Origin of the sequence: Actinoplanes sp. NPDC051859 (assembly GCF_044452725.1) — a bacterium.
Classification (GTDB): Bacteria; Actinomycetota; Actinomycetes; order Mycobacteriales; family Micromonosporaceae; genus Actinoplanes.
Map to the genome: position 1 here is coordinate 227,570 of NZ_JBITBX010000010.1, position 22,702 is coordinate 250,271.

The following is a 22,702-nucleotide window of genomic DNA, read 5'->3' on the forward strand; positions in this document are numbered from 1 at the left end:
TGCACGCTACCGGCGATCGCCGCCGGGCTCGGGTGGTTGGCGCGTATCCGGGAATACCTGACGGCCTGCGCCCGGCCCCTGCTCCCGCCTCGCGGTGCGCTTCGTTAGACACGCACTCTGGAGAAGTGCGACCTGACGTGGGCGCCGAACTCGAGGTTCGGCGCCCACACAAATAATTAGGATAGGTAGCTACAACTCTTCCATCACGTACCATGACCCTCGATAGAGCCCGAGAACGTGGTCGATTCAGGTTCCCGAACGTTCCCCTGATACTGCCCCAATAGATCGATGAGAAGGTCAGTCAATCCAACCTCACAATCGGCCGGGATCCGGTCCAGGGAAATCTCCCCATCCAGGAGGCCATCAACCTTTTTAGAAGCAATCAGGTATGACCAGTGAAGGGTTGTTGATCCGTGACCGACGATCCGATCCGCAACATAGTCACGGAACCCGGCCAGGGGCACGCCATCGAACGCGGCGTTGTACCCTTCCACGAACGCTACAGCCGTAGCGAATCGGTCATCCATCAGGTACATCCGCCGCCGGTTCCGAAGTTGGAAGCACAGCTGAGAGATATTCAAATCCATCACCCCACCGGAGCAAAAGAGAGGTACTGACCAAATTCCCATTGGGCGCGATAGGCAGCTAGTGGCATACCTGCTTTACCTGTGAAGCCATCGTAAACGATGCCGTCCTTGATAACGGCATAGTGCTCTGTCCAGGAACCATGAGGATCGCGCGCTGACGGGCCGAGCACAGGAGCCCCAAGCGAATCTTTGATGTGCACAATATCGCCGCCGACGATCTTCTTGATTTCCGTTGCGCACTCTTTGCAGTTGTTCATCGTCGGCACCGGCCATCCGTCTAGGCCGATCTTGCATGCGAAACCGGTGTTGTGCACAAGCACCGACGTATTACCCGCGAGCACATAGTACGTGTGGAAACCGGCCACAGTGAAGTTGTGCACTGTCGCCTTGGCCGACCGGCGCTGCACCCCCTCGATTTCGATCTGCTCGCCGGCAGCGCTCTGCAGCCGCATTCCGGGGGCCAACGCGGTAGCGTCGGTCCAGATCCGCGACTGCGGCACCCAGAACGGGTGGCGGTCGGTCGCGATCAGCTTCGCGGTGGCCTTCCCCTTGTCACCGTCGGTGTCCACGGTGATGTCGACGAGCTTCTTGGCACCGGAACCCACAATCGTCGCCGTCACCGGCTTCGCCGCGGTACGCCCCGTTTCCGGGTCAGTGGCCCGGACCTTGTCGCCGACTCGCACCTGCGCGATCGGCTTGCGGCTGCCGTCGGCCATGAGCACCGGCGTCTCGGGGACGAAACTGTTGCCGCTGCTCACGCACCCCTCGGCCTTGTCGTCAAGCTTCTTGAAGATCTTCATTGCGTCGCGGAGCTTGTCGCTCATCTTGAAGCCCTTGAGCGCGGTCGCGCCCATGCCGAAGATCGGAATCATGGCGAACCCGCTGAGCGCGGCTCCCACGTAGTCGCCCCGGGCGAGTGACACACCCGCGTCGATCGCGTCACACGCCTCACCGGCAGCCGGCACCAGGCCGCAGGCCATCAGGACGAACTGGAGGGTGTCCAGCAGCAGATCGGGGTTCTCGTCGATGAACTCCTTGATGTCGCCGAGCATCTGGCAACCGGTGCTGTCCCGGTTGGCCGTCGAGGCGCACTTCGCCGGGTTCATCAGCGCGTCCGCGAAGGACGTGTAGACCGAGACGCATTCCTTCGAGATCTTCTCCGGGTCCAGGCAGCTCCACGTCCTGTGCTCGTCGAGCGCCGTACCGGAACCGCCGCTGCCGCTGCCGGCCTCGGTGCTGCGCCGCTCCTTCTCGTGCGCGGCGAGCTTCGTGTTGTAGGTCCGCACTGCCTCGTCCGCAGCGGCCTGGGCCGCCGTGGCGTCCTTGCCGGCCGCGGTGGCCGACCGCTTCGCGTCTGCGGCTGCCTGCCGTGCGCCTCTGGCATCCGACGCCGACCGGGTCGCCGCGGCGGTGGCAATCGACGCCGACCGGGCGGCCTTGTTGGCACTGGCCTGAGCCGCGTCCGCCGCCTGACGAGCGGTCGCCGCGGACTGAGCGGCCTGGTCTGCCGACGCCTTGGCGGCCGTCGCCGAATTCGCGGCCGACTGGGCGTACAACGCCGCTTTGTCCCGCGACGCTGCCGCCTGGTTCGCGTAGTTGGCGGCCTCGGCGTTCGCCTTGCGCGCCAGAGCCGCAACCCGCAACGCCTCATTGGCGTCGGAACGGGCCATCTCGGCGTACTGCTGGGCCTCGGCGATCAGCTTCTGCACCGCGGCCACGTGGCTGGCCTGCTCGTTGTCACGCTGTGCGGCTTGATGCCGGGAGGTGGTCAGGAAGTACGAGATGTACGAGGCGGGGCCCGCAAGGGCGACCTGCCCGGCAGCCTTGACCTCGGCGCCGCCGTCCGTCATGACCCGGTGGACCTCGAGTCGCTCGTCCGCGGTGCGGGCCGGGTGCTGGCCGGCGCGAAGGAACTGATGCAGCGCGGTGGAGTTTCCGGCCAGGGCGTTCTTGGCCGCGGCCGTCACGCCGGGCCCGGCGGTCTTGAGCATGCGATAGACCGTGATCCGGTCCTTGGTGAGCTTGCCGGCGTAGGCGCGGGTGCGCAGGAAGGTCTGCACGGCGGCGTCGTCGCCGTTCACCGCGGTCTTCGCAGCCGTCTTCTCCGGACTGTCCGCCAGCTTGTCGATCAGAGACCAGACACGGGCCCGGTTGTCCTGCCCGACGGCGACCTGCCGCCCGCCGTTGAGCCAGGCGCGTAGCTCCACATCGGTACCGGCGAGGGCCTTCTGGGCGGCGTCGCGGGTCCATTCCCCGCCCGTGGTCATCAGGGCCAGCGCGGCACGCCGGCCACGGTCGCGGATCACCTCGCCGGAGGCGGCAGTGGCGGTCGCCTCGTTCAGCAGGACACGGGTCGTGGCGTCGACCCGGTCTTCCTCCTCGGTGTCCCAGAGCAGGTCCCGGTTCCAGGCCACCAGCTCGCCGCCCGAGGCGGTACGGGCCTGTTGCTCGGCAGCTGCGTCCTGCGCGTCCTCGACGCCCTGTTCGGTGGCCTCGGTCAGGCGCAGCGCGTCCTCCTCGCGGGACAGCTGTTCCAACGCGACCGCCTGGTTCGCGGCCCGGGCTGCGAGGTCGGCCGCGGCGACGGCGGCCTGGGCGTGCTTGGCCGACTCGGCGGCCGCCTTCGATGCCTCACCCGCATGAGCGGCCGCGTCCTCCGCAGCGGCAGCTGCCGCGGTGGCGTGTGCGGCAGCGTCCGCGGCGAACTGGAACGCCTCGTCCGATGCTTTCGCCGCGGCCTTAGCGAACCCGAGCGCCCGGTCAGCCGCCCGCGCCGCGGCAGCCGACTGCCGGCGAGCGTTGGCAGCGGCGTTGCGTGCCCGCTGGGCCTGCTCCGCGGAGACGCCCGCCTGCGCGCCAGCCTCATCTGCGGCATTCGCAGCCTCGGTGGCGTTGCCGCTCGCGCTCTTCGCGGCGTTGACTGCCTCCTGCGCCTGGGCCAGTGCCCGGTCCCGCTCGGCGCGGACCGCCTGGAGCTCCGCGGCCCTGGCTGCCGCATCCCTGGCCGCCTGCGCGGCCTGGCGAGCAGCCGCAGCCTTCCCAGCGTCGGTGCGCGCGGCAGCGGCGGCGTTCTGCGCCCGGGCCGCGGCCTGAGCCGTCAGCGAAGCCGCCGACGTGGCGCGTCGGGCGCCGTCCTCCGCGACCGAAGCCGCCCGCATGGCGGCGTTCGCTGCTCCCTTGGCAGCCCTCGCCGCCTGCGCGGCGCCCTCAGCGGCGTCTGCCGCGCGACCTGCGGCAGCCGATGCCTTCTTCGCCGATCCACCCGCGGCCTTGCTCTCGGCCGCTGCGGTCTGCGCCGACTTCTTGGCCGCCTCGGCCGCGTTCAAGGCCCGCTTCGATTCGTCCGACGCGGCGAGCGCCTCCCGTGCGGTCGTCTCGCCCGCTTGCTTCGCCTGCTGAGTGAGGCTGGTAATGGAGGCCAGCTCCTTGTCCCTGGCCCGGGCGGCGAATTGGCCACGGAACAGGAAGTCACGCAGCTCATCGGCGCTGCCGCCGAGCGCTGCAGCAGCAGCGGCGTTGAGCAGTGGACCACTGTTGTTCGGCTGACCGGTCAGCATCCGGGTAGCGGCGAGCCGATCGTCGGCGTACTCGGCCTTCTCCCGGTTGGTGCTGAGGAACTCGGTGACATCGGTGGCAGTGCCGTCCAGCGCGGCCCGCGCCGCGGCCTTGGTGGAGGGACCGCCGGCCTCCAGCACCCGGTAGACACGCAGCCGCTCATCGGCGGTCCAGGAGGATTCGAAGCCACCGTTGACGAATGCCTTGACGTCCTCCGACGTTCCGGCCAGGGCCTTCAGCGCCGCGGCCTTGGTTGACGGGCCATCCATTCCCGACAGTGCCAAGGCGGCAGCCCGCGTGTCCGCTTCGCGTGCCTGCTCGGCGCCGCCGCCTTTTTCCGCGAAGGCTCTGATGTCCTCATCGGACCCGAGCAGCGCCTCGGCCGCGGCGCGCGCGACCGACGGGGTTGCCTGAACGACGAGACCAGCCGCCCACGCCCGAGCGACGGTGTAGTCAAAGGGCGGCACGGCAAGCGCCGCATCGGCCGGCAGTAGGGTGCCGGCCAGCACCACAGTCAGGCCTGCGGCGATACTCCGTACGCGCCTGGAGAACCTTGCGGATTGCACTATTTACCCCTGTCGGAGGTGGACAAGCTGGTGGGAACGCAGACAACGTCGATCGTCAGCGCGAGGTGTGCGTCTCTGGATCGTCTGCGGGGCGAGCGCTGCCTGCCGCCCGCCGTCCCGAAGAGCCTCGAGGCCACGACGACAGGACAGGCCCGGCGTCGGGTAGGTCTGAGGATCCAGTACGGGGACAGGCGGCAGGCAACGATCGAGTGGGCACATTTCAGGAAGCGGTCCGGGAAACGGAGGCACGCCGTCTGGCCCGAAGCCGCCCGGCCGTCACGCGGAGCGCCGATCGGCCACCGCTGAGTGGTGACTACGCGAGTCGGATCTCGACCAGGACCGCCTCGGGCTCCTCGTTACCGCTGCCCGGGTAGATCCCGACCGGCGTGTTCGCCGGAACCAGGATGGGGTCCGGGTCGGCCCCCTGCGACAGGTCGGCCGAAACGTAGAGCGGGTTGGCTCCGGACCGCACACCGTAGGTCGCTGGCACCTCGAGGGTGAGCACTCCGGTCGTACCGATCGTCTTGAAGCAGTAGTACCAACCAGAACCGCCCGCGACGAACTGCTCGACCTGGATCTCGGTCGTCTGGCACTGCACCTCGGTCAAGGGATTGATCCGCTTGGTGAACATGATGTGGCCGTCGCCACCGATGAGCTTCAGCTCGTCCTTCGCCAGGATCTGCGCGGCGCCCGGGTAGGAGTAGTCCTCCACCAGAGACGACGCACTGGGGCTCTCGGCCGCCTGGGCACCCCCACCGAAAACGAATGCGCCTGCGGCGACGGCAACGGCGACCGCGCCGGTCCACGACAGAATTTTCATACCGCACTCCCATCAAGACTTCTTCAGGCGCGGCGGAGGACTTCCGCCGGCCCCTTACTGCTGATCTCCGGCCCACCCGCGCAGGGGCTACCCCACGTTCGTCGCGCGTTGATGTGAGGCGGGGAGCATGAGGCTTCCCGCCGCCGGAGTTGGTCTGCCAGGCACGCCGAGTGGTCCTGCAAGTCGTGCGGGACCACTCGGCGGGTGCCGGTCAGGCGATATTGGTCAGGGTGCCGACCTGAACGGTGCCGTTCGCGAGGGCAGCCGTGTAGCTGTCGAAGACCTTGCCGTTGGTGTCGATGCGCGTGGCGCTGGTCTCCCAGGTACCGGCCGTGGACCGGTTGCGGATCCACAAGCCACTGCCGAGGACGACCCCGGTCACCTGGACCGTGCCATTCGGCAGGCCCGCGGCCGAGAGCTCGTCGATTCCGCCGTTCGTGTCGATCTGTGTCTTGGCGGTCGACCAGACTCCTGCCGCGCTGCGGCTGCGGGTCCAGATACCGGTCCCTGCCCCGCTACCCGGCACCAGCGTGAGGAACTGGATGCTGCCGTCCGGCAAGGCTGCCGTCGCGATCGCGGAGATCGTGGTGGTGGAATCGATCTTGGACGAAGCGCCCCAGACATTGCCGGTCGTGCGGCTACGGCTCCACACACCAGAGCCACCGACCAGTGTCTGCACCTGCAACGTGCCGTTCTTCAGTCCGGCTGACGCAATGTCGGTAATGGCAACATTGTCGTCGATCTTGGTCGCACCCTCCCAGACGCCGTCCGCCTTGCGGATCTTGTTCCAGACACCGCTGTTCGGCACGAGGGTCTGCAGGTTCACGGTGCCGTTCGGCAGGCCGGTCGCAGCGATGTCGGTGATGTTGACGTTGGCATCGATCTTCGTCGCGCCACTCCAGACACCGCTCGCACTGCGGCTGCGGTACCAGATACCGCTGTTCACGACCATGTTGAACACGTGCAGCGAACCGTCCGACAGAGTGGCCGCCGCAGTGGCCTTGATGGCCAGGTTGTTGTCGACGAGCGTCGGGTTGGCGTCCCAGGCGCCCCCGGCCGACCGGGTACGGGAGTACGCCGGTCCATGCGGGCTCGGCGAACCCACCGTGGAGTTGGTGATGTTCCCCTGCACCCAGCTCACCAGCGTGTCGGTGCGCAGTTCCGTCGCACTGCGGTCCGAGGTGACCGGCGCGCCCAGGCAGCCGTACTGCGAAGAATCGACGTGCAGGCCCACCAGCTCGACGCGGCCGCTGATCTCGCGGATCGCAGGGCCGCCGGCGTCACCCTTACAGGTGGTCACACCCGACGGGTTCGTGCCGGTGACTTTCAGCGTGTCCGCACCCATCGTGTTCACCGTGACCGTACCGGTGTGCTTCGCATCCGGCACCCAGGTGTCAGCGGTACGCCCGTATCCGATCAGGCGCAGCGTCTGGCCGGCAGTGGGCGCAGTGGTGGCCAGGGGGATCGGCGTGACCACGGGCAGCGCCTGGGTCCCGGCGGGCGGGGTCAGCCGCAGCATGGCGACGTTCTGCGACGGGTGCGGAATCACCAGGTTCACGGTGGACGACAAGCCCGTGTTCACCGTGATCGGCGTGGCTGGCATACCGATCGTCGCCGGCTTGTCAGGGGTGTCGACGCAGCTGCGGGCAGTGAGCACCCAACCCGTGGCCACCAACGCCCCGGTGCAGCCCTTGCCGAAGCCGGGCGCGCCCACGTTCACCCGCGCGGTGAACGAGTAACCGTTGGTGGAGGTCTCACCGATGAGAGCCTGCGCCGTCGACCCGCCGAGGAAACTCGCCGCAGCAACAGCCACGGCCGTGGCTCCCGCCACCGTGCCACTTCGCCTGAGGGAAGGCATAACAGTTGTCGTCCTTTCACGGATTAACACGCGGCGAACTGACCAGTCAAGATTCGACGGTTTCGCCGAGCAGCGAGGCGCTGCCTTTCCGCCCGGAAGAACATCCTCGGCAACGGCAAGCGCCGGACGAGGCTGACATTTAGCTCCACCGCCTGTCAACACTGGCGCGACGTCATAGAGGGTCTACACGAGGACGGTGTGCCGCATTTCACGAGGGCTGCATTCCAGGCCACTTGACCCGGCGCCGTAATTGCTTCCTGGCCGAGCGCAGTAGCGAAAGTGACTACACAACAGGAATGGCAAGAACACCTACGACCAGGGTCTGGCCGGTGCCGGATCGGGCAACCTCTCGGTCACCCGGACACGCCGGCCCAGCCGACCAGGCACATAGATCGGCCATCCGGACAACGCCGCGCCGCCAACACCTCTACCAGCACGGACATCGCCGTGATCGTCGCCACCACCGGCACGACGCGCCGCACGCTTCCAGCAGGCGCATCGGATGACATGCCACACATATGACCGACTTACCAGCCTCGACCTAACGGATTTACGCGGGCATCCCCAGCAGCATCGCCAATTCTCTTCCCACGCGAGACAAGCCACAGATCGAATGTGTGCTGACCTGACATCGTTTCACCCATGCCTGGGACAGCCAGCCGCGGAGTCAAATATCTCAGGCTGACGGAATGCGATGCTCATCCTTCCCACTGGTCTCGTACGTCACACCTGCAACATCGTCAACTTTGGTTCAAGCGGCGCAGATTTCCGTTCACATATGTCAGCCCATCAGATCCACATTCAGCGGATAGGCTCGGTGGGCTTCGTTTACCTGCAGCGGAGTGCTCTCAGGAGGCTCGAGATGGGTGGTGAGATCTCCTACAACCCGATGAGGCGCACCGATCCGGCGGAAGCTATTCCACTCGGAGCTCTGATCGCTGGGCAGCAGGGCCGGGCATTCCCGACCCTGTCGATCACCGCCGGCACGTCAACCACCAGGCCCCCCTCGGGGTCACCGAGCTGATCCACGACAGCCTTCCACACGTCGTTGCGCTTTGCGCCGGCATCGTCCCTCCGCCCGACAAGGAACCTAGGTGAGGGCGTGGGCCCTACTGACGACTGCGGCGTACGGCCGGGGCACCCGGTAGACGAAGCCGTCTGGAACCGTCGTCGTCTCTTCGACTTCGACCAGACCGAAAGTCGCGAGTTCCTCGGCGATCTCTTCCGCCCGGTGCTCCTCGACGGCCAGTACGCCCGCCATGGCGTCCAACGAAGCAGGGTCCGCCATCCGGGACAGCCCGCAGAAAGCGGCACGTAGCTCTTCGCCGAGCAGGCGCAGGGTTCGGCCGAGACTGCGATGCACACCTTCGCCCGCCGGCGCCGGCCGGCTCTGGTGATCTTCGCCGGCTCGGGTGCGGTTCACCTGCCGGGCGATCGGCCAGTGCGGCTTGAGTTCGAGGTGGGCCGCGGCTTCCCGCAACGCCATGGGCAGGCCCTCGCAGAGCTCCACCAGGTCGTGGGCCGCCGCGATCTGCCGGTTGACCCGTTCCTCGCCGAGAATGTGTGCCAGCAGTCGGTAGGCGTCCGCGCAGGCCAACGGCCCGAGGTGGACGGTGGCTGCGACGGCCGGGTCGGAGAATCGGCGCCGGGCGGCGATCAGGGTGCCGCAGGACAGTCCGGTCGGCAGCAGCGCACCGAGTTGGCCGGCACCGGCGACGTCGTCGAGGACGACCAGCACCCGGCGGCCGGCGGACCAGCTCCGGAACAGGCTGGACCGTTCCGCCAGCGGTTCCGGAATCGCGGCCGGTGCGTACCCGGCGGCGCGGAGGAAGCTGCCGAGCACCTCGGCCGGGTTCACCGGATAGCCATCGTCGTCGCTCAGCCGGGCGTAGAGCAGACCGTCGGGGTACCGGGTCCGCAGTTTGTGCGCCACGTGCACGCACAGGGCGGTCTTGCCCGATCCCGGCGGTCCCGCGACCACGACCACCGGGGCCGCGGTGCGATCGTCGGCGGCCAGCGGGGCGGACACGTCGGCGACTTGCGTCCGGCGGCCGACCAGGCGGGCCACGTCCGGCGGGAGCTGATCGGGCGGCTCTGCACCACCCCGGCCCGCGGTGGCGGTCCGTGCGGCCGGGAAGTCGTCGTCGATGGCGGGATCGGCGACCAGCACCGCCTGGTGCACCCGCTGCAGCTCCGGCATCGGCTCCAGTCCGAGCTCGGCAGCCAGCACGTCGCGTGCCTCCTGGTAGACGCGCAGCGCGTCGAGGCGACGGCCGGCGCGGTAGAGCGCGAGCATCAACCGGCTCTGCAGACTCTCGTCCGTCGGCTGCTGGGCCACCATGGCGGTCAACTCGCCGATCAGCTCGTGGTGCCGGCGTAACGCCAGGTCGGCGTCGATGCGTTGCAGGGTGAGCCCGCGCCGCTGCTCTTCCAACCACACAGTGGACGCCCGCAGCAGTGGACCGGCGGCGACCTCGGCCAGCGCGGGGCCACGCCACAGCCGCAACGCCGCCCGCAGGGTGTCCACCGCCGGTTCGAGTGAGCCGGCGTCGAGCTCGGCACGGGCCCGATCGGCGAGCCGCACGAAAGTGGTGGCGTCCACCGCATCGGAGGCCAGCATGAGGACGTACCCGGTGGGTGACGTGGACAGTGCGGGTGCGTCGCCGCCCGGGCGGGTGACCCGGCTGCCCGAGCCGAGTCGGTAGAGCTTGCGCAGCTGGTAAACGTACGTCTGCAGGGTGGTGGTGGCGCTCGAGGGTGGACGGTCGCCCCACAGCTCCTCGATGAGCTGCTCCGAACTGACCACTCGGTCGGCGTTGATGGCGAACAGGGACAGGACCTGACGCAGTTTCGGCGCGGTGGGGACGATCAGCCGCCCGTCCAACTCCACCTGGAACGGGCCGAGCAGGTTCACGTGCACGTCGGCCGCCGTCCTCGGCGCGACGGGACCGGGCGCCTCACCGGTTTCTTATCCACTTGACACACCCCGTAGTCGGCACTTCGCGTCCGTTGCAGAGATGATTGCTTCCGCGCATCGCCAGCGGTCGCATCATGGCCCAATATAGGCTGCACAGGGTTCTCCTGAAAGACCCTTAGGCCGGAGTCGAGAAATCGACAGCGCGGCGCACCCGCGGCCCCACCGGCGCCCACCGCTGCGGCATCCAGCAGGCAGAATGCAGGGAAACCGACCTCGGAGCGCGACGCGGGCAGCAGTGCCGGAAAGAATTGCCCCAGGCCGCGAAGACATTGATCCAGCGCCATCACGAATGGCAGCCAGAATTCGCGGCATTCCGCAGCGCTGCACACCACAAAGAATCGTACGAATGTCGACAGTGAATAGTCCTGGCCGGGCAAAGCCGCAGCCCGGGGCGGGTAGCGGCCGGGCCGGCGGCATACATCTCCAGTAGTACTCAGCGGGCCGGACTGCTGACGTTGCGTACATCTGTGGACGGTTGTGCCCGGGTAGGCACGGCAATAGGTTTCGTGCGGGTCCCGCCGGCTGCCCGATGCCCATCGGAGGCGAATGCCGAAATCGGTGGAAGGCAGGTTGTGCCATGGCAAGGACAGTTGCGGCAGCGGTGCTCGGTGCCGTGGTCGGTCTCGTCGTGAGTCTGATCGTCCTCGGCGACGACGGCCCCGGCTTCGAAACCAAGCACGTGATCATGGCATTGGCCGGCCTCGTTCTCGCGGTCGTCGCCGAACGCGCCCTCGCTACCCGGCGCCCGCACCAGTGACCCGCGCTGGGCACCGCTCCGCAGCGAGCGTCAAGTTCGGCTCGACGGGCCTTCGAGTGCCCCCTTCCACCATCGGTGCGCCCCCGGAACGCCGCCTCCGGACGATCCGGCGCCGGGGACGGAGAGGGGCACCGACCGATGGATGCGACCGGAGCATTGCGGCACTGCAGGCGCATGGTCGTCGCCGTGCTGCGCCACGTATGGCGAGGTTTCACGATGTACGGCATGGCGGCCACCGGGGTGCAGGCCTCCCCCACGGATCCCGCTGTGCCCGCACCGCCTCCGATGGGGCCGACCTGGCACCCCGCCACCGGATCCGGGCCGGGTGTCACACCCGGTGCGGCACTGCCGCCGATCGGGCCGTCAGCCTGCCTACCGGAGCTGACCGGGCCGGGATTTGCGGTGCCCCGGCTCGCCGCTCCTCCGCCAGGCCATCCCGAGCGGCTGGTCCCGGATCTGCCCCTCAACGCCGTCGAGCGAGGACTCTGGCGCCAGCTGCGCTGAGCACCGGCACTCTGGCGGTCGTCGAGTCCCCGTCGATCGGCGCTCCAGTGGCGCTTCGCAGGATTTCTGCGACCGGGCGCTCGGAGCGCTCGCACGGACGGAAGGCCGCCTGGCGATGAGACTGTATCTGCTGGAACTGGGCACGATCCGCTACTACAAGGACCGCCCCGTGTGCGGCTACCTCATCCGGTGCGACGACGGCACCGACGTCCTCGTGGACACCGGTCCCGCGCGAGACGCCGATCCCGATTCGCCGATCATCGCGCGGACCGACCCCGGTCTGCTGGATCAGCTCGCCGCCATCGGCGTCACGCCCGCCGACATCGACATCGTGGTGTGCTCGCATCTCGACCCGGACCATGCCGGCAATCACGACCTGTTCCCGGACGCCGAGTTCGTCATTCAGCAGAGCCACCTGGAGCTGGCCCGTTCCGGCACCGAATCCCGCCTGGAAGCCACCCGGCACCGCTGGGATCTGCCGCACCTGAAATACCGAACAGTGGACGGCGACGTCACCCTGGTGCCCGGTATCGAGTTGATCGAGTCAAGCGGACACATCACCGGCCACCAGTCCGTGCTCGTCCGGCTGCCGGGGGCCGGCGCGATGCTGCTGGCCGTGGACGCGATCACCCAGGAGGCCGCGATGGATCCGGAAAACCGACCGATGACCCGCTTCGACCTCGACGCGGACGCCGCCCGGGCCAGCACACGCAAGCTCATCGACCTCGCCGAGCAGGAGAACGCCATGGTCATCCGCAATCACGACCCGAAGCAGTGGCCCACGTTGACCCAGTGGCCGTCCTTCTACGAGTGAGCCCCGCCGAGCCGGGACGCCGGACGAGACCCGGCACCGGAGCCCGATGGCAACCGGTGCCGGAGCCGGCGGGTATTCGCACCAAGGCCGCTGTGCCTACAGTGGTCGCCATGCGGCGTACCCGATGGGCGGCGGCGTGGCGTGCCATGGCCATCCCGATCCTCGTCCTGGTCCTCGACGTCGTCGTCGTGCTCACCAGCGGCAGCCACGGCAACCGTGCGCTGTTCCCGCTCGGCTGGACGTTGATGATCGTCAGCGCGGTGGCGTTGGCGTGGCGGCAGAGTCATCCCGTCGCGGTCCTGGCCGTCACCAGCGTCACCGGAATGCTCTACTACCCGCTGGGTTTTCCGGATTCGCCCATCGCGCTGGCCTTCGTCATCGCCCTGTTCACCGTCGCCCGCGACAAGGGTCGCTGGCCGGCGATCGGCGCCGCGCTCGTGCTCGCAGCCACCTTCTCCGTGCTGACCTCGCTCGATCTGGACGGTTCCGGCGACCAGAAGTCCGTGGAGAGCCAGGTGCAGACCGCGGTCGGGGTGGCCGCGATCCTGCTGCTCGCCATCGTGCTGGGTGAGGTGGCCCGGGGCCGGGTGCGGCATGTGGAGCAGGCCGAGCAGCGGGCCGCCCTGGCCGAGGCGACCCGGGAAAGTGAGGCGATGCGCCGGGCCATGGAGGAACGCCTACGCATCGCCCGCGACCTGCACGACGTCGTCGCGCACCAGATCTCCCTGATCAACGTGCAGGCCAACGCCGCGCTGCACACCCGCTCGGCGGACGGCGCGTTCGAAGCCCTGGAGGCCATCCGTACGGCCAGCAAGGACGCCCTGCGGGAGGTGCGCACGGTGCTGGGCGTGCTGCGCCAGGTGGACCAGGATGATCCGGTGCAGCCGAGCCCCTCCCTGGCCCGCCTCCCCGAGCTGATCTCGCGCACCGAGGCCACCGGCCTGCCCGTCCGGACCACCGTGGAAGTCCCGGCGGAGCCGCTGCCCGCCGCCGTCGAAATGGCCGCCTACCGGATCGTGCAGGAGGCGCTGACCAACGCTGTCCGCCATGCGTCAGCGAGCAGCGCGGAGGTCGATGTGCGCTGCATCGGCAATCAGCTCGTGGTGACCGTGGCGGACGACGGCGAGAAACCGGTCGACCCGGACGCGCTGCGCGACGGCAACGGTCTGCTCGGCATGGCCGAACGAGCCGCGGCGGTGGGCGGCGAACTGACCGCCGGCCCCCATCCCGACGGCGGGTTCCGGGTCGAGGCCCGGCTGCCGGTCACTTCCGAGAAGAACGGACTCCGATGATCTCCCTGGTGCTGGCCGACGACCAGACGCTCGTCCGGGCGGGCTTCCGCTCGATCCTCGCCGGCGAGCCGGACCTGAAGGTCGCCGGCGAGGCCGCTGACGGGGCAGAAGCAGTCCAGCTGGCGCACGAGCTGCGCCCCGATGTCCTGTTGATGGATATCCGGATGCCCGGACTGGACGGGCTCGCGGCCACCCGGCAGATCTGCGCCGACAAGTCCCTCGACGGCGTCAAAGTCGTGATCCTCACCACCTTCGAGTCGGACGAGTACGTCTACGGCGCGATTCGGGCCGGGGCCAGCGGCTTCCTCCTCAAGGACACCGAGCCGGTCGAGCTGATCCGCTGCGTACGGGTGGTGGCTCGCGGTGATGCACTGCTCGCTCCGTCGGTCACCCGTCGGCTGATCGCCGAGGTGGCGGCCCGGCTGACCCCGCCGCCCCCGGCGCCCGAACTGGCCTCGCTGACCGCACGTGAGGCCGAAATCATGGACCTGGTTGCCCAGGGTCTGTCCAACGAGGAGATTGCCGGCCGCCTGGTGATCAGCCATGCGACCACGAAGACCCACGTCAGCCGGATCCTCACCAAGCTGGGTCTGCGCGACCGGGCCCAGCTTGTGGTGTGGGCGTACGAGTCGGGTCGGGCGCTGCCGGGCTGGCTGCCCTGAGCCGAGGAGCGGGGCGGACAGGACTTGCGGCGACCGCTAAGGTGAACCCCTTTGCATGTCACTGGGGAGAATCATGAAGTTGCGTCGACTGTCCGTAGCGAGCCTGGCCCTGGTCGCTGTGGTGGGCGTGTCCGCCTGCGATCGGCCCGCCGCCGAGGAGAAGACCGCCGCGGGTGCCGCGGCCACCACTGCCGCTCCGGCCGATGCCACCGCCGAGCTGACCGCGGCGATGAAGAAGTTGGGTGACCAGCCGGTCAAGATGACGATGGACATGGGCACCCTGATGAACGCCACGGGCGCCGTCGACGCCAAGGGCAAGAAGGCCGACATCACCATGAAGATGGCCGCGGGCGGGCAGAGCATCGACATGAAGATGCGACTGGTCGACAAGGACCTCTACCTGAAGTTCGAGGGGGCGGCTGCCGCCGCTACGGGTGGCGCGGACACCTGGCTGCACGTCGACGCCGCGAAGATCCCGGCCGGCAGCCAGCTGGACGTCGAGAACCTCGCCAGCGCCGACAAGTTCGTCGGCGGGATGGAGAAGGTCGAGAAGGCGGGCGCGGGTGACTTCAAGGGCCTCCTGGACATGACGAAGGTGCCGGGACAGGACACCAGCGCGTTCGGGACGAAGGCCAAGGCCGTGCCGTTCACCGCCAAGGTCGACGACCAGGGCCGGCTCACCGAGCTGGTGCTGGACATGAGCACCCTGGGCCTGCCGGCCGAGGCGCCCACCAAGATCACCACCAAGTACCACGACTTCGGCAGCCCGGTCTCGGTGCAGGCCCCGGCTTCCGACAAGGTCCAGGAGATGCCGGCGGAGATGCTGAAGTCCTTCACCTGAGGCAACTGACCGACCGGTTCCGGGCGCCATCGCCAGCAGCGATGGCGCCCGGAACCGTCAGTCGATAATGCCGAGGCCCCGATCCAGGGTGGTGAGCAGCCGGTTACCGTCGGCTTCCACCACGAACGGGTCCTCGACGTGCACGGCACCGAAGCCGAACTCGTAGTACGGCGTCTCGGTGTTGACCACCGTGCCGACCTCGATCTCGTCCTCGCTGGTGGGCGTGATCAGCACCGGCTCGTAGATTTCCACGCCGATGCCGTGCCCCACGTGGTGCCGACGGTAATGCGGGATGCCGGCCTGCCGGACGCCCTCGACGGTGATGTCGAACAGCTCCTTGCCACGCAGGCCCGGGCGGGCCTCGTCGATCGCGCGCTGTTCCCCGGCGAGGGCCGCCTCGTAATAGCGGACCAGCTTCGGGTCCGGTTCGCCGAGCACGAACGTCCGGGCCAGGTCGGACCAGTAGCCGTTCAGCACGCAGCCGACGTCGAACCAGATCCCGTCGCCGGGTCGTAGCGGTTCCGCGCTGGGTCGTTGCTGGCCGCCGACCGCCGACCGACCGAACTTGATCAAGCTGAACTTGGGTCGGGCGCCGTGCCGGACCAGTTCCAGTTCGAACTCGCGGACCAGGTCGCGTTCGGTAGCACCCGGTCGGGCGGCCGCGACGGCTGCCCTGATGCCGGCCTCGGTGGCCGCCGCCGCCGCGGTGATGCGCTCGATCTCCGCCGGTGTCTTGACCTTGCGGACCCAGCGCAGGTCCTCGGCGGCAGGCAGGATCCGCGCACCGGGCAAGGCGTCGCCGAGAGCGGCGAGGAAGCCGAACGGCGCACCCTTCTCGTCGATCCCGATCGTGCCGCCGGACACCCCGGCCCGGCGCAGGACGTCGGTGAGGGCGTCCAGCGCGGTGGCCGGTGCCGGGCCGAGCACCGACACGTCATAGAGGCGCTGCTCGGTCGGGGTCAGCACGGCGTCGCCGGCCAGTTCCCGGTGGAAGGTGCCGATGCCGACCGCCTCGGCCAACGGCACCGACGCGTCCAGGAACTGGTCGACGTCGCAGCGCGAGGTGAGGAAGTACGGCGTCGCCAACCGATCCCGGACGACCACGACCAGGCACCGGCCACCGTACGGGTGGGTCTGCGCCGGCTGGCTCGCCACCCCGGTCAGGTAGTAGACGTTCTCGAACGTGGTGGCCACGAACGCGTCGAGACCTGCCTCGTCCATCCGGCGGGCCAGCCGGTCGAGGTGTGCCAGCATGCGGTGCTCCTCCGTTGCGGGACAGCGAATCACTTTGCGGTAGCGGATCAGCGGGACGGCGGATCAGGTCAGGGCGAGCAGTTCGGCGACGTCGACCGGGGCGTGGCTGGGCCGGCGCGCCCCGAAGATCAGCCCGGCCAGGGTGTCCAACCCGGCGGCGGAGATCCGCTCGGCGAGGCCCTTGGCGTGCAGCCAGCGGTCGTTGAACGACTCATCGATGTAGTTGACGGCGCCGTCCGCCGCGACCACCACGATCCGGGAGCCGGGGAAGGCCTGGGCGTGGTGCAGAGCGGCGAAGATGCCCGCACCCGCCGATTCCCCGACCATGAGCCCTTCGGTACGGGCGAGCACCCGGCTGGTGGCGATCCCCTCGGCGTCGTCCACCAGGTGCACCCGGTCTACTAGCGACATCTCCAGGTTGCCGGGCCGCCACGCGAGGCCGAGCCCGCGCATGGCATAGGAGTGGAACGGGTGCCCGAAGGCGGCCGAGCCCACCGCGTCCACCGCGACCGTGGTGACCTCGGGCAGCTTCTCCTTGATCGTGCGGGCCAGCCCGGTGAGGTGCCCGCCGGTACTGGCAGTGGCTACCAGCACGTCGAAGTCCGGCACGTCGTCGAGCAGTTCCCGGGCGGTGTTCTCGGCGTGGGCCCGCGGGTTGTCGGGGTTCTGCATCTGGTTGGGCCAGAACGCGCCGGGAATGCTGGCGACGAGCTGGCGTACCCGTTCACGGCGCGGTCCTTGGAATCCGCCGTTCTCGTCGGGTGTCCGCACGATCTCGACCTCGGCGCCCAGCGCGGCGACGAAGCTGAGCATGGACTTCGGCGCCTTCGGGTCGACCACAATGATCACCCGGTAGCCGCTCACCGCGCCGATCAGCGCGAGTGCCTTGCCCATGTTGCCGGACGAGGACTCGACGATGGTGCCGCCGGGGCGGAGCCGGCCATCGCGCTCCGCCGCGGTGATCATCTGCAGGGCCGGCCGGTCCTTGATGCTGCCGGCCGGGTTGAAGGATTCGAGCTTGACGAGGATCTCGGAGCCGTACGCGCGATCGAGGCTGCGCAGCCGCACGACCGGGGTCCGGCCGATCGTCTCCAGCATGTTGTCGAAGATCATGGAGCACCGTCCTTCACAGCGCGAGCCGCACGCGATAGTGGTCCAGCCACTGGTTGAGCTGGATGGTGAGTTCGATGTCGGCGCGGGCCATCCGGTCCTTGCCGAGCCGGGGCAGGTCCCCCGCAAGTTCGGCGGCGCGGTCGAGGTCGATGAGCTCGCGGACCGGCGCCTTCGGGTCCGCGACGATGGCGGCGATCTCGCGCTGGAGACCGGCCGGGTAGTCAGGGTTGTTGCTGACCGGCGAGGCGCTGCGGTGCCGTTGCAGCACCGACTCGGGCAGCAGGTCGGCGACCGCCCGGCGCAGGACCGCCTTCTCGATGTCGCCGGTGTTGTGCATCGTGTTCGGGATGTTGTACGCGTACTGCACGAGCCGGTGGTAGTTGATCGGCGAGCGCAGCTGCAGCCCGGCGGCGGCGTACGAGCCGGCGTCGATGCTGAACCGGGTGTTCATCAGGTAGGCGATCGTGCGCATCGAGCGCTGTTCGGCGTCCTCGCCCGGCAGGAACTCCACCTCGCCGACCGCGGTGGCGTACTCGTCGGCGTAGTAGGTGGGCAGGTCGAGGGCTTTGAGCGTGTCGGTGTTGAGCAGGCCGGTGCCGAAGCCGTGCCGGGAGCCGTGTTTCTGGGCCAGGGCGATCCACGGGAAGGTGCCGGAGGCGACCAGGTCCTTGTGGGTGTACCAGGTGGCGCCCTGGAAGTACTTGTCGCCGCCGTACCCGGCGAAGACCACCTTGCAGCCCTGCTCGGCCGCGCGGTGCACGGTCAGGTACTGCGCGGTGTCCATGTCGTACTGGCGGGTCGGGAAGTCCTTGGAGCGCAGCATGCCGACCCGGACGATGGGGTCGAGGATGTCGTTGGTCTCCAGCTCGACCAGGGTGTGCCGGGAGCCGATCCGGTCGGCCACCTGCTGCGCGAACGGGGTGTCGTTCGTGCTGCGCATGACGTCGGCCTGGAACTCGCTCTTCTTGAAGTCGATGGTGAACGTCTGCAGCGGGTCGGTGCCGCGCTTGCGCAGCTCCTCCGCGGCCAGGGCGGCCACCGACGACGAGTCGATGCCGCCGGAGAGCATGACGAGCATCTTCGACGGGTCGTCGGCGAGGTTCTGCCGGACGCTGGTGGCGAGCATGTCGCGCACGGTGGCGACCGTGGTCTCGTAGTCGTCGGAGTGCTCTTCGGTGGTGAACTTCCAGTACCGTTCCCGACGCCAGCCCTTGCGGTCGAAGCGGGCGATCTCCGCGGCGCCGACCCGCTGGAAGCCGCTGAAGATGCCGCCGTGCGGCAGCGCCTGGGAGATGGCCTCGCGCAGGCCCGCCGCGTCCACCCGGGGCTGCACCTCGGGGTGGGCCAGCAGCGCCTTGCGCTCCGAGCCGAAGACCAGGCCGGTGGACGTCTCGACATAGTAGATCGGCTGGCCGCCCAGGTGATCGCGGACCAGGACCAGTTCATCGGTACGCCCGTCCCAGATCGCGATCGCGAACGTGCCGGCGAGCTCGGGGACGAAGCTCGTGCCCCACCGCAGGTACGCCCGGACGAACAGCTCGGCGGTGCCGGCCGTGTCGATCCGGGTGCCCTCGACCGGGCGCAGCTTGGCGCGCAGCGAGTCCAGCCCGGTGGGCCAGCCGCTGACCGTGCCCGCCACCGGCTGATCGCCGACGTTGACCACGTACGGCTGAGGCTCGGGGGCGTCCTCGATGGCGAGGGTGCGGTAACCGAGCGCGGCGTGCCGGGACACCCACACCGCCTCGGCGTCCGGACCGCGCTGCGCGAGCGTGGCGGTCATGGTGATGACCGTCGGCCGCTGCCGTTCCAGGTCGCGCGTGAAGTCGATCCAGCCTACGAGTCCTGACATGGGTGTTCCTCTCTCGATTCGCTGTCGAGTGCCACCGTCGCCGGTGGCACTCGAAGCCGGGTACAGGGCGGTTGGAGAGCGCCGGTGATCAGGCGTTCGCCGGGAGGGTGTCGACCGAGAGCTGCGAGATGCAGCGCATGGTGGCGTTGCGGAAGTACGCCCCGAAGCCCTCTTGCGTGTCGGTTTCGCGCTGCTCGGCGAGGAACGGCGCGAGCTTGTCCTCGATGACGTGCACACCCTTCTGGGTCGCCATCGTGCGGGCGATGTGCGCGAAGTCGCCCTCGTAGTGGATGACCCGCACCATCACCGTGTCCTTGATGAACACGGCGGTCCCGAGCAGCTTGCCGACCTCCGCGCCGCCGGAGTCGCGGATGGCGGACGAGCTGGCCCGCTGGAAGCCGGCGAAGATCTCAGCGATCTCCTCCTCGTGGCCCGGCTTGACGTTGTAGGTGATAGCGGCGTACGGCATGGTTCCTCCATCGGTGGGTGGGGTGTTACAGGGCGACGCGGACGCCGTAGCGGCGTAACCAGGCGTCGAGGGCGAGCACCATCTCGGCGCCGGCCCGGGCGACCCAGGCGCGCGGCCCGGAGACGAGTGAGCGCTGGTCGGTTTGCAGGGCGCGGATCGCGCCGCGGTCCACCAGCGCGGTGGCGGGTGAGTTGCTGTCCGCCAGCAGTGCGGACAGCTCGTCGACCAGCCACTGCCCGTAGGTGGGATCGGTGGCTACCGGGTACGGGCTGACCGTGCGGTGGCGCACCGAGGGTGGCAGCAGGTCCCCGACGGCGGCCCGGAGCAGGCTCTGCTCCCGGCCGTCGAAACCCTTCATCGCCCAGGGCACGTTGTACGCGTACTCGACGAGCCGGTGGTCGCTGAACGGCATCCGGGCCTGGACGCCGGCCGCCATAGCCAGCGATTCCAGGTGGGTCAGCCGCAGCTGGTTCCACCGGGTCAGCCGCAGGTAGGTAGTGCGGCGCATCCGGCGGTCCCGTTCGTCTTCGCCGGGCAGGTGCTCGGCGTCGGCGACGGATCGGGCCCACTCGTCGTGGCAGTACCCGTTCAGGTCGAGCTTGGCCTGCAGGTCGGGGTCGAGCAGGTCGGCGCCGAAGCCGTACCGGCCGCCGCGCTGGTGGGCGAGGGCGATCCAGGGCAGCGTCTGCCAGTCGGTGGCGGGCGCATCGCATGCCCCCGGATAGCCGCCGAAGATCACCTCGGCGAGTTCGTCGGTGAGCACCCCGCGCACCTGCTGCCCCGCGTCGCGGCAGAGCAGGTATGTGGAGGTGTTCGTGTGTCCGAGCGGGTCAGGAACGTCGCCGGCGCGCAGGGTCAAGGCGCGGGCCAGCGGGTCGAGGACGTCGGCGGTGTCGAGGACCACGTCGGTGTGGTCGGTGCCGAAGCGGCGGACCACCTCGGCGACGTAGCGGGCGTCCGGGTGCGAGCCCGGGTCTCCGGGCTGCTGGGCGACCGTGACGGTGAAGGTGCGCAGCCGACCGCCGGACATTGTTCGAGCGGCCAGCGCGGCCAGCGCGGACGACTCCAGGGTGCCGGTGAGCACGATGCCGAGGTCGTCCCCGCCGGCGAAGTGCCCGGTCACATTCTCCTGCAGGAGACTGCGCACAGTGTCCACAGTGGTGGACAGGTTGTCGGTGTGTTCCGCCGTGGTCAACCGCCAGTACCGGTGCTGGGTCAGGCCGGCCCGACTGAACCGGACGAGCTCACCCGCGCGGACCTGGTGGACGGCGGTGAAGATGCCGTGCCCGGCCGTGCCCGCGCAGCTGAACAGCTCCCGCAGGCCGTACAGGTCGATCTGCGCCTCGACGCCCGGGTGCGCCAGCAGCGCTTTGCGCTCCGAGGCGAACACCATCCCGCTGTCGGTCAAGTGATAGAAAAGTGGCTGGGTGCCGAGCCGGTCGCGGACCAGCAGCAGCTCCTCGGTGCGGCCGTCCCACAGGGCGACCGCGAACGCCCCGGTCAGCCGGGTCACCCCGGCTATCCCCTCGGCCAGGTAGGCGTGCGCGATCAGTCCCGCTACCCCGGTCTCCAGTGCAGGTGCCGCCCACCGTCCGGCGAGTCGGGCACGCAGCTCGGCGACTCCGGTGGGTGCGCCGGTCACGCAGACCGTGACTGGCCCGTCCGCGGTGTGCGCGGTGAACGGCTGGGGCGTCGAGTCACCGTGGACGGCGAGGAATCGGAAGCCGATCCCGGCGTGCGGCGCCGTCCACAATGCCTCGCTGTCGGGGCCGCGGGCGGCGAGAGCACCCGCCATCGCCCGCAGCACCGGCCGTTCACGCCGCTGGTCGCGGGCATAGTCCACCCAGCCGACCAGACCTGACATCAGGCCCTACCGTCGTTCCGGACACCGCCGTCGGCGAGCTGCTGAAGCAGGATGGCGGCGGCGTCGAGCCCGCCGCGGCCGTCCTCGACCGCCGCCTGATAGCGCTGGTCCGCGGTGGTGATCACCGGCAGGGCGACACCGTAGGAAGCAGCGTCGGCGACGGCAAAACGCAGATCCTTCTCCATGAGCTCGGCACGGAAGGTCGGCCGGTCGTAACGTTCCTCGCGCATCACGCCGCACCTGTACGCCATGACGGGCGAACTGAAGGCGCTCTCCGCAATCGTGCGCAGCAGCAGATCCCGGTCCAGCCCGGCCTGCACGCCATAGCTGACCGCCTCGGCCAGCGCCGTCAGCTGCACGCCCAGCAGGGAATTCAGCACGAGCTTCATCGTGGCGGCGCGGCCGGTCCCGCCGAGCTCGACGAGTTGCCGACCCATCGCCACCAGCACCGGACGGACCCGCTCGATCGCTGCCGGGTCACCGGCCGCGAACACCCGGGCGTCGCCGCTGCGGGCCTGCGCCGGGTTGGCGATCACGTTGGCTTCCACCCGGTCGATGCCGAGCTCGGCAAGCCGCCGGGTGGTGTTCCGGGAGAAGCTGGGCGTGACCGTGGACGCGTCGATCACCACGGCGCCGGGCTTCAGTGCGCCGGCGAGCCCGTCCGGGCCGAACAGCACCTCCTCGACGGCGGTCTCGTCGGCAAGGCTCAACAGGGCCACGTCGGTGCCGTCGGCAGCGTCGGCCGGCGTGCTGGCGATCCGGGCCGCCACCTCGGCAAAGACGGCGGCGCGGCCAGCCGACCGGTTCCACACCACGGGCGCCCAGCCCAGCTCGCACAGCCGGTCGGCGAGGCCGCCGCCCATGCCGCCCAGCCCCAGGCAGGCGACGGTCAACTTCTTGGTCATGGCGGAAGGCTCCTT

17 protein-coding genes are annotated in these 22,702 nt (G+C 69.2%); 6 read left to right on the forward strand and 11 right to left on the reverse strand.

Translation table 11 applies throughout. The features are described from left to right. Positions 1-203 precede the first annotated feature (203 nt). From ACIA1L_RS25015 to ACIA1L_RS25035, 5 genes are all read right to left on the reverse strand, one after another. The gene (locus ACIA1L_RS25015; RefSeq protein WP_396075328.1) at positions 204-587 is read right to left on the reverse strand and encodes a hypothetical protein; all 384 of its coding nucleotides are present in this window, start codon (positions 585-587) and stop codon (positions 204-206) included. Then, the gene (locus ACIA1L_RS25020) at positions 587-4,651 is read right to left on the reverse strand and encodes a polymorphic toxin-type HINT domain-containing protein (protein ID WP_396075329.1); all 4,065 of its coding nucleotides are present in this window, start codon (positions 4,649-4,651) and stop codon (positions 587-589) included. Before ACIA1L_RS25020 ends, ACIA1L_RS25015 begins: the two co-directional genes overlap by 1 nt. Before the next feature lie 370 nt (positions 4,652-5,021). Beyond that, positions 5,022-5,528, reverse strand: coding sequence for a hypothetical protein (locus tag ACIA1L_RS25025; protein ID WP_396075330.1), 507 nt, complete (start codon positions 5,526-5,528; stop codon positions 5,022-5,024). A 211-nt stretch (positions 5,529-5,739) separates the two neighbouring features. Then, on the reverse strand, positions 5,740-7,341 hold the full coding sequence (locus ACIA1L_RS25030; protein ID WP_396075331.1) for a trypsin-like serine protease: 1,602 nt from the start codon (positions 7,339-7,341) through the stop codon (positions 5,740-5,742). A gap of 1,135 nt (positions 7,342-8,476) precedes the next feature. Beyond that, positions 8,477-10,306, reverse strand: coding sequence for a BTAD domain-containing putative transcriptional regulator (locus ACIA1L_RS25035; protein WP_396075332.1), 1,830 nt, complete (start codon positions 10,304-10,306; stop codon positions 8,477-8,479). Between the two features lie 634 nt (positions 10,307-10,940). Between ACIA1L_RS25035 and ACIA1L_RS25040 the strand changes: the two genes are divergently transcribed. The 6 genes from ACIA1L_RS25040 to ACIA1L_RS25065 all read left to right on the forward strand — a co-directional run bounded on the left by ACIA1L_RS25040 (position 10,941) and on the right by ACIA1L_RS25065 (position 15,233). Continuing rightward, positions 10,941-11,120, forward strand: coding sequence for a hypothetical protein (locus tag ACIA1L_RS25040; RefSeq protein WP_396075333.1), 180 nt, complete (start codon positions 10,941-10,943; stop codon positions 11,118-11,120). Positions 11,121-11,306: 186 nt separating this feature from the next. Next, positions 11,307-11,624, forward strand: a complete 318-nt coding sequence (locus ACIA1L_RS25045; RefSeq protein WP_396075334.1) for a DUF6059 family protein — start codon at positions 11,307-11,309, stop codon at positions 11,622-11,624. A 115-nt stretch (positions 11,625-11,739) separates the two neighbouring features. Continuing rightward, entirely contained in the window at positions 11,740-12,438 is a 699-nt protein-coding gene (locus ACIA1L_RS25050; RefSeq protein WP_396075335.1) for an N-acyl homoserine lactonase family protein, read from the forward strand. A 110-nt stretch (positions 12,439-12,548) separates the two neighbouring features. After that, a complete protein-coding gene (locus tag ACIA1L_RS25055; protein WP_396075336.1) occupies positions 12,549-13,730 on the forward strand; it encodes a sensor histidine kinase in 1,182 nt (393 codons plus the stop codon). Then, positions 13,727-14,392 (forward strand): response regulator, encoded by a 666-nt coding sequence (locus ACIA1L_RS25060; RefSeq protein ID WP_396075337.1) that lies wholly within the window; start codon positions 13,727-13,729, stop codon positions 14,390-14,392. Before ACIA1L_RS25055 ends, ACIA1L_RS25060 begins: the two co-directional genes overlap by 4 nt. 73 nt (positions 14,393-14,465) lie before the next feature. Then, positions 14,466-15,233, forward strand: coding sequence for a hypothetical protein (locus ACIA1L_RS25065; RefSeq protein WP_396075338.1), 768 nt, complete (start codon positions 14,466-14,468; stop codon positions 15,231-15,233). A gap of 57 nt (positions 15,234-15,290) precedes the next feature. Here ACIA1L_RS25065 and ACIA1L_RS25070 read toward each other — a convergent pair whose 3' ends face one another. The 6 genes from ACIA1L_RS25070 to ACIA1L_RS25095 all read right to left on the reverse strand — a co-directional run bounded on the left by ACIA1L_RS25070 (position 15,291) and on the right by ACIA1L_RS25095 (position 22,687). Continuing rightward, positions 15,291-16,487, reverse strand: a complete 1,197-nt coding sequence (locus tag ACIA1L_RS25070; RefSeq protein WP_396075339.1) for a M24 family metallopeptidase — start codon at positions 16,485-16,487, stop codon at positions 15,291-15,293. Between the two features lie 63 nt (positions 16,488-16,550). Beyond that, complete coding sequence (locus ACIA1L_RS25075) at positions 16,551-17,600, reverse strand: PLP-dependent cysteine synthase family protein (RefSeq protein ID WP_396075340.1); 1,050 nt, start codon at positions 17,598-17,600, stop codon at positions 16,551-16,553. 13 nt (positions 17,601-17,613) lie between these two features. Then, on the reverse strand, positions 17,614-19,449 hold the full coding sequence (gene asnB / locus ACIA1L_RS25080) for an asparagine synthase (glutamine-hydrolyzing) (protein ID WP_396075341.1): 1,836 nt from the start codon (positions 19,447-19,449) through the stop codon (positions 17,614-17,616). An 88-nt stretch (positions 19,450-19,537) separates the two neighbouring features. Next, positions 19,538-19,918, reverse strand: coding sequence for a SchA/CurD-like domain-containing protein (locus ACIA1L_RS25085; RefSeq protein ID WP_396075342.1), 381 nt, complete (start codon positions 19,916-19,918; stop codon positions 19,538-19,540). A gap of 25 nt (positions 19,919-19,943) precedes the next feature. Continuing rightward, positions 19,944-21,782, reverse strand: coding sequence for an asparagine synthase (glutamine-hydrolyzing) (asnB, locus tag ACIA1L_RS25090; RefSeq protein ID WP_396075343.1), 1,839 nt, complete (start codon positions 21,780-21,782; stop codon positions 19,944-19,946). Continuing rightward, positions 21,782-22,687, reverse strand: a complete 906-nt coding sequence (locus tag ACIA1L_RS25095; RefSeq protein WP_396075344.1) for an NAD(P)-dependent oxidoreductase — start codon at positions 22,685-22,687, stop codon at positions 21,782-21,784. Before ACIA1L_RS25095 ends, asnB (ACIA1L_RS25090) begins: the two co-directional genes overlap by 1 nt. Between the last annotated feature and the right edge of the window lie 15 nt (positions 22,688-22,702).

Bases quoted from the DNA above. Each gene is read 5' to 3' on its own strand.
- ACIA1L_RS25015 (WP_396075328.1), bottom strand. From the start codon at position 587: ATGGATTTGAATATCTCTCAGCTGTGCTTCCAACTTCGGAACCGGCGG.
- ACIA1L_RS25025 (WP_396075330.1), bottom strand. From the start codon at position 5,528: ATGAAAATTCTGTCGTGGACCGGCGCGGTCGCCGTTGCCGTCGCCGCA.
- ACIA1L_RS25040 (WP_396075333.1), top strand. From the start codon at position 10,941: ATGGCAAGGACAGTTGCGGCAGCGGTGCTCGGTGCCGTGGTCGGTCTC.
- ACIA1L_RS25050 (WP_396075335.1), top strand. From the start codon at position 11,740: ATGAGACTGTATCTGCTGGAACTGGGCACGATCCGCTACTACAAGGAC.
- ACIA1L_RS25055 (WP_396075336.1), top strand. From the start codon at position 12,549: ATGCGGCGTACCCGATGGGCGGCGGCGTGGCGTGCCATGGCCATCCCG.
- ACIA1L_RS25060 (WP_396075337.1), top strand. From the start codon at position 13,727: ATGATCTCCCTGGTGCTGGCCGACGACCAGACGCTCGTCCGGGCGGGC.
- ACIA1L_RS25065 (WP_396075338.1), top strand. From the start codon at position 14,466: ATGAAGTTGCGTCGACTGTCCGTAGCGAGCCTGGCCCTGGTCGCTGTG.
- ACIA1L_RS25070 (WP_396075339.1), bottom strand. From the start codon at position 16,487: ATGCTGGCACACCTCGACCGGCTGGCCCGCCGGATGGACGAGGCAGGT.
- ACIA1L_RS25075 (WP_396075340.1), bottom strand. From the start codon at position 17,600: ATGATCTTCGACAACATGCTGGAGACGATCGGCCGGACCCCGGTCGTG.
- asnB (WP_396075341.1), bottom strand. From the start codon at position 19,449: ATGTCAGGACTCGTAGGCTGGATCGACTTCACGCGCGACCTGGAACGG.
- ACIA1L_RS25085 (WP_396075342.1), bottom strand. From the start codon at position 19,918: ATGCCGTACGCCGCTATCACCTACAACGTCAAGCCGGGCCACGAGGAG.
- asnB (WP_396075343.1), bottom strand. From the start codon at position 21,782: ATGTCAGGTCTGGTCGGCTGGGTGGACTATGCCCGCGACCAGCGGCGT.
- ACIA1L_RS25095 (WP_396075344.1), bottom strand. From the start codon at position 22,687: ATGACCAAGAAGTTGACCGTCGCCTGCCTGGGGCTGGGCGGCATGGGC.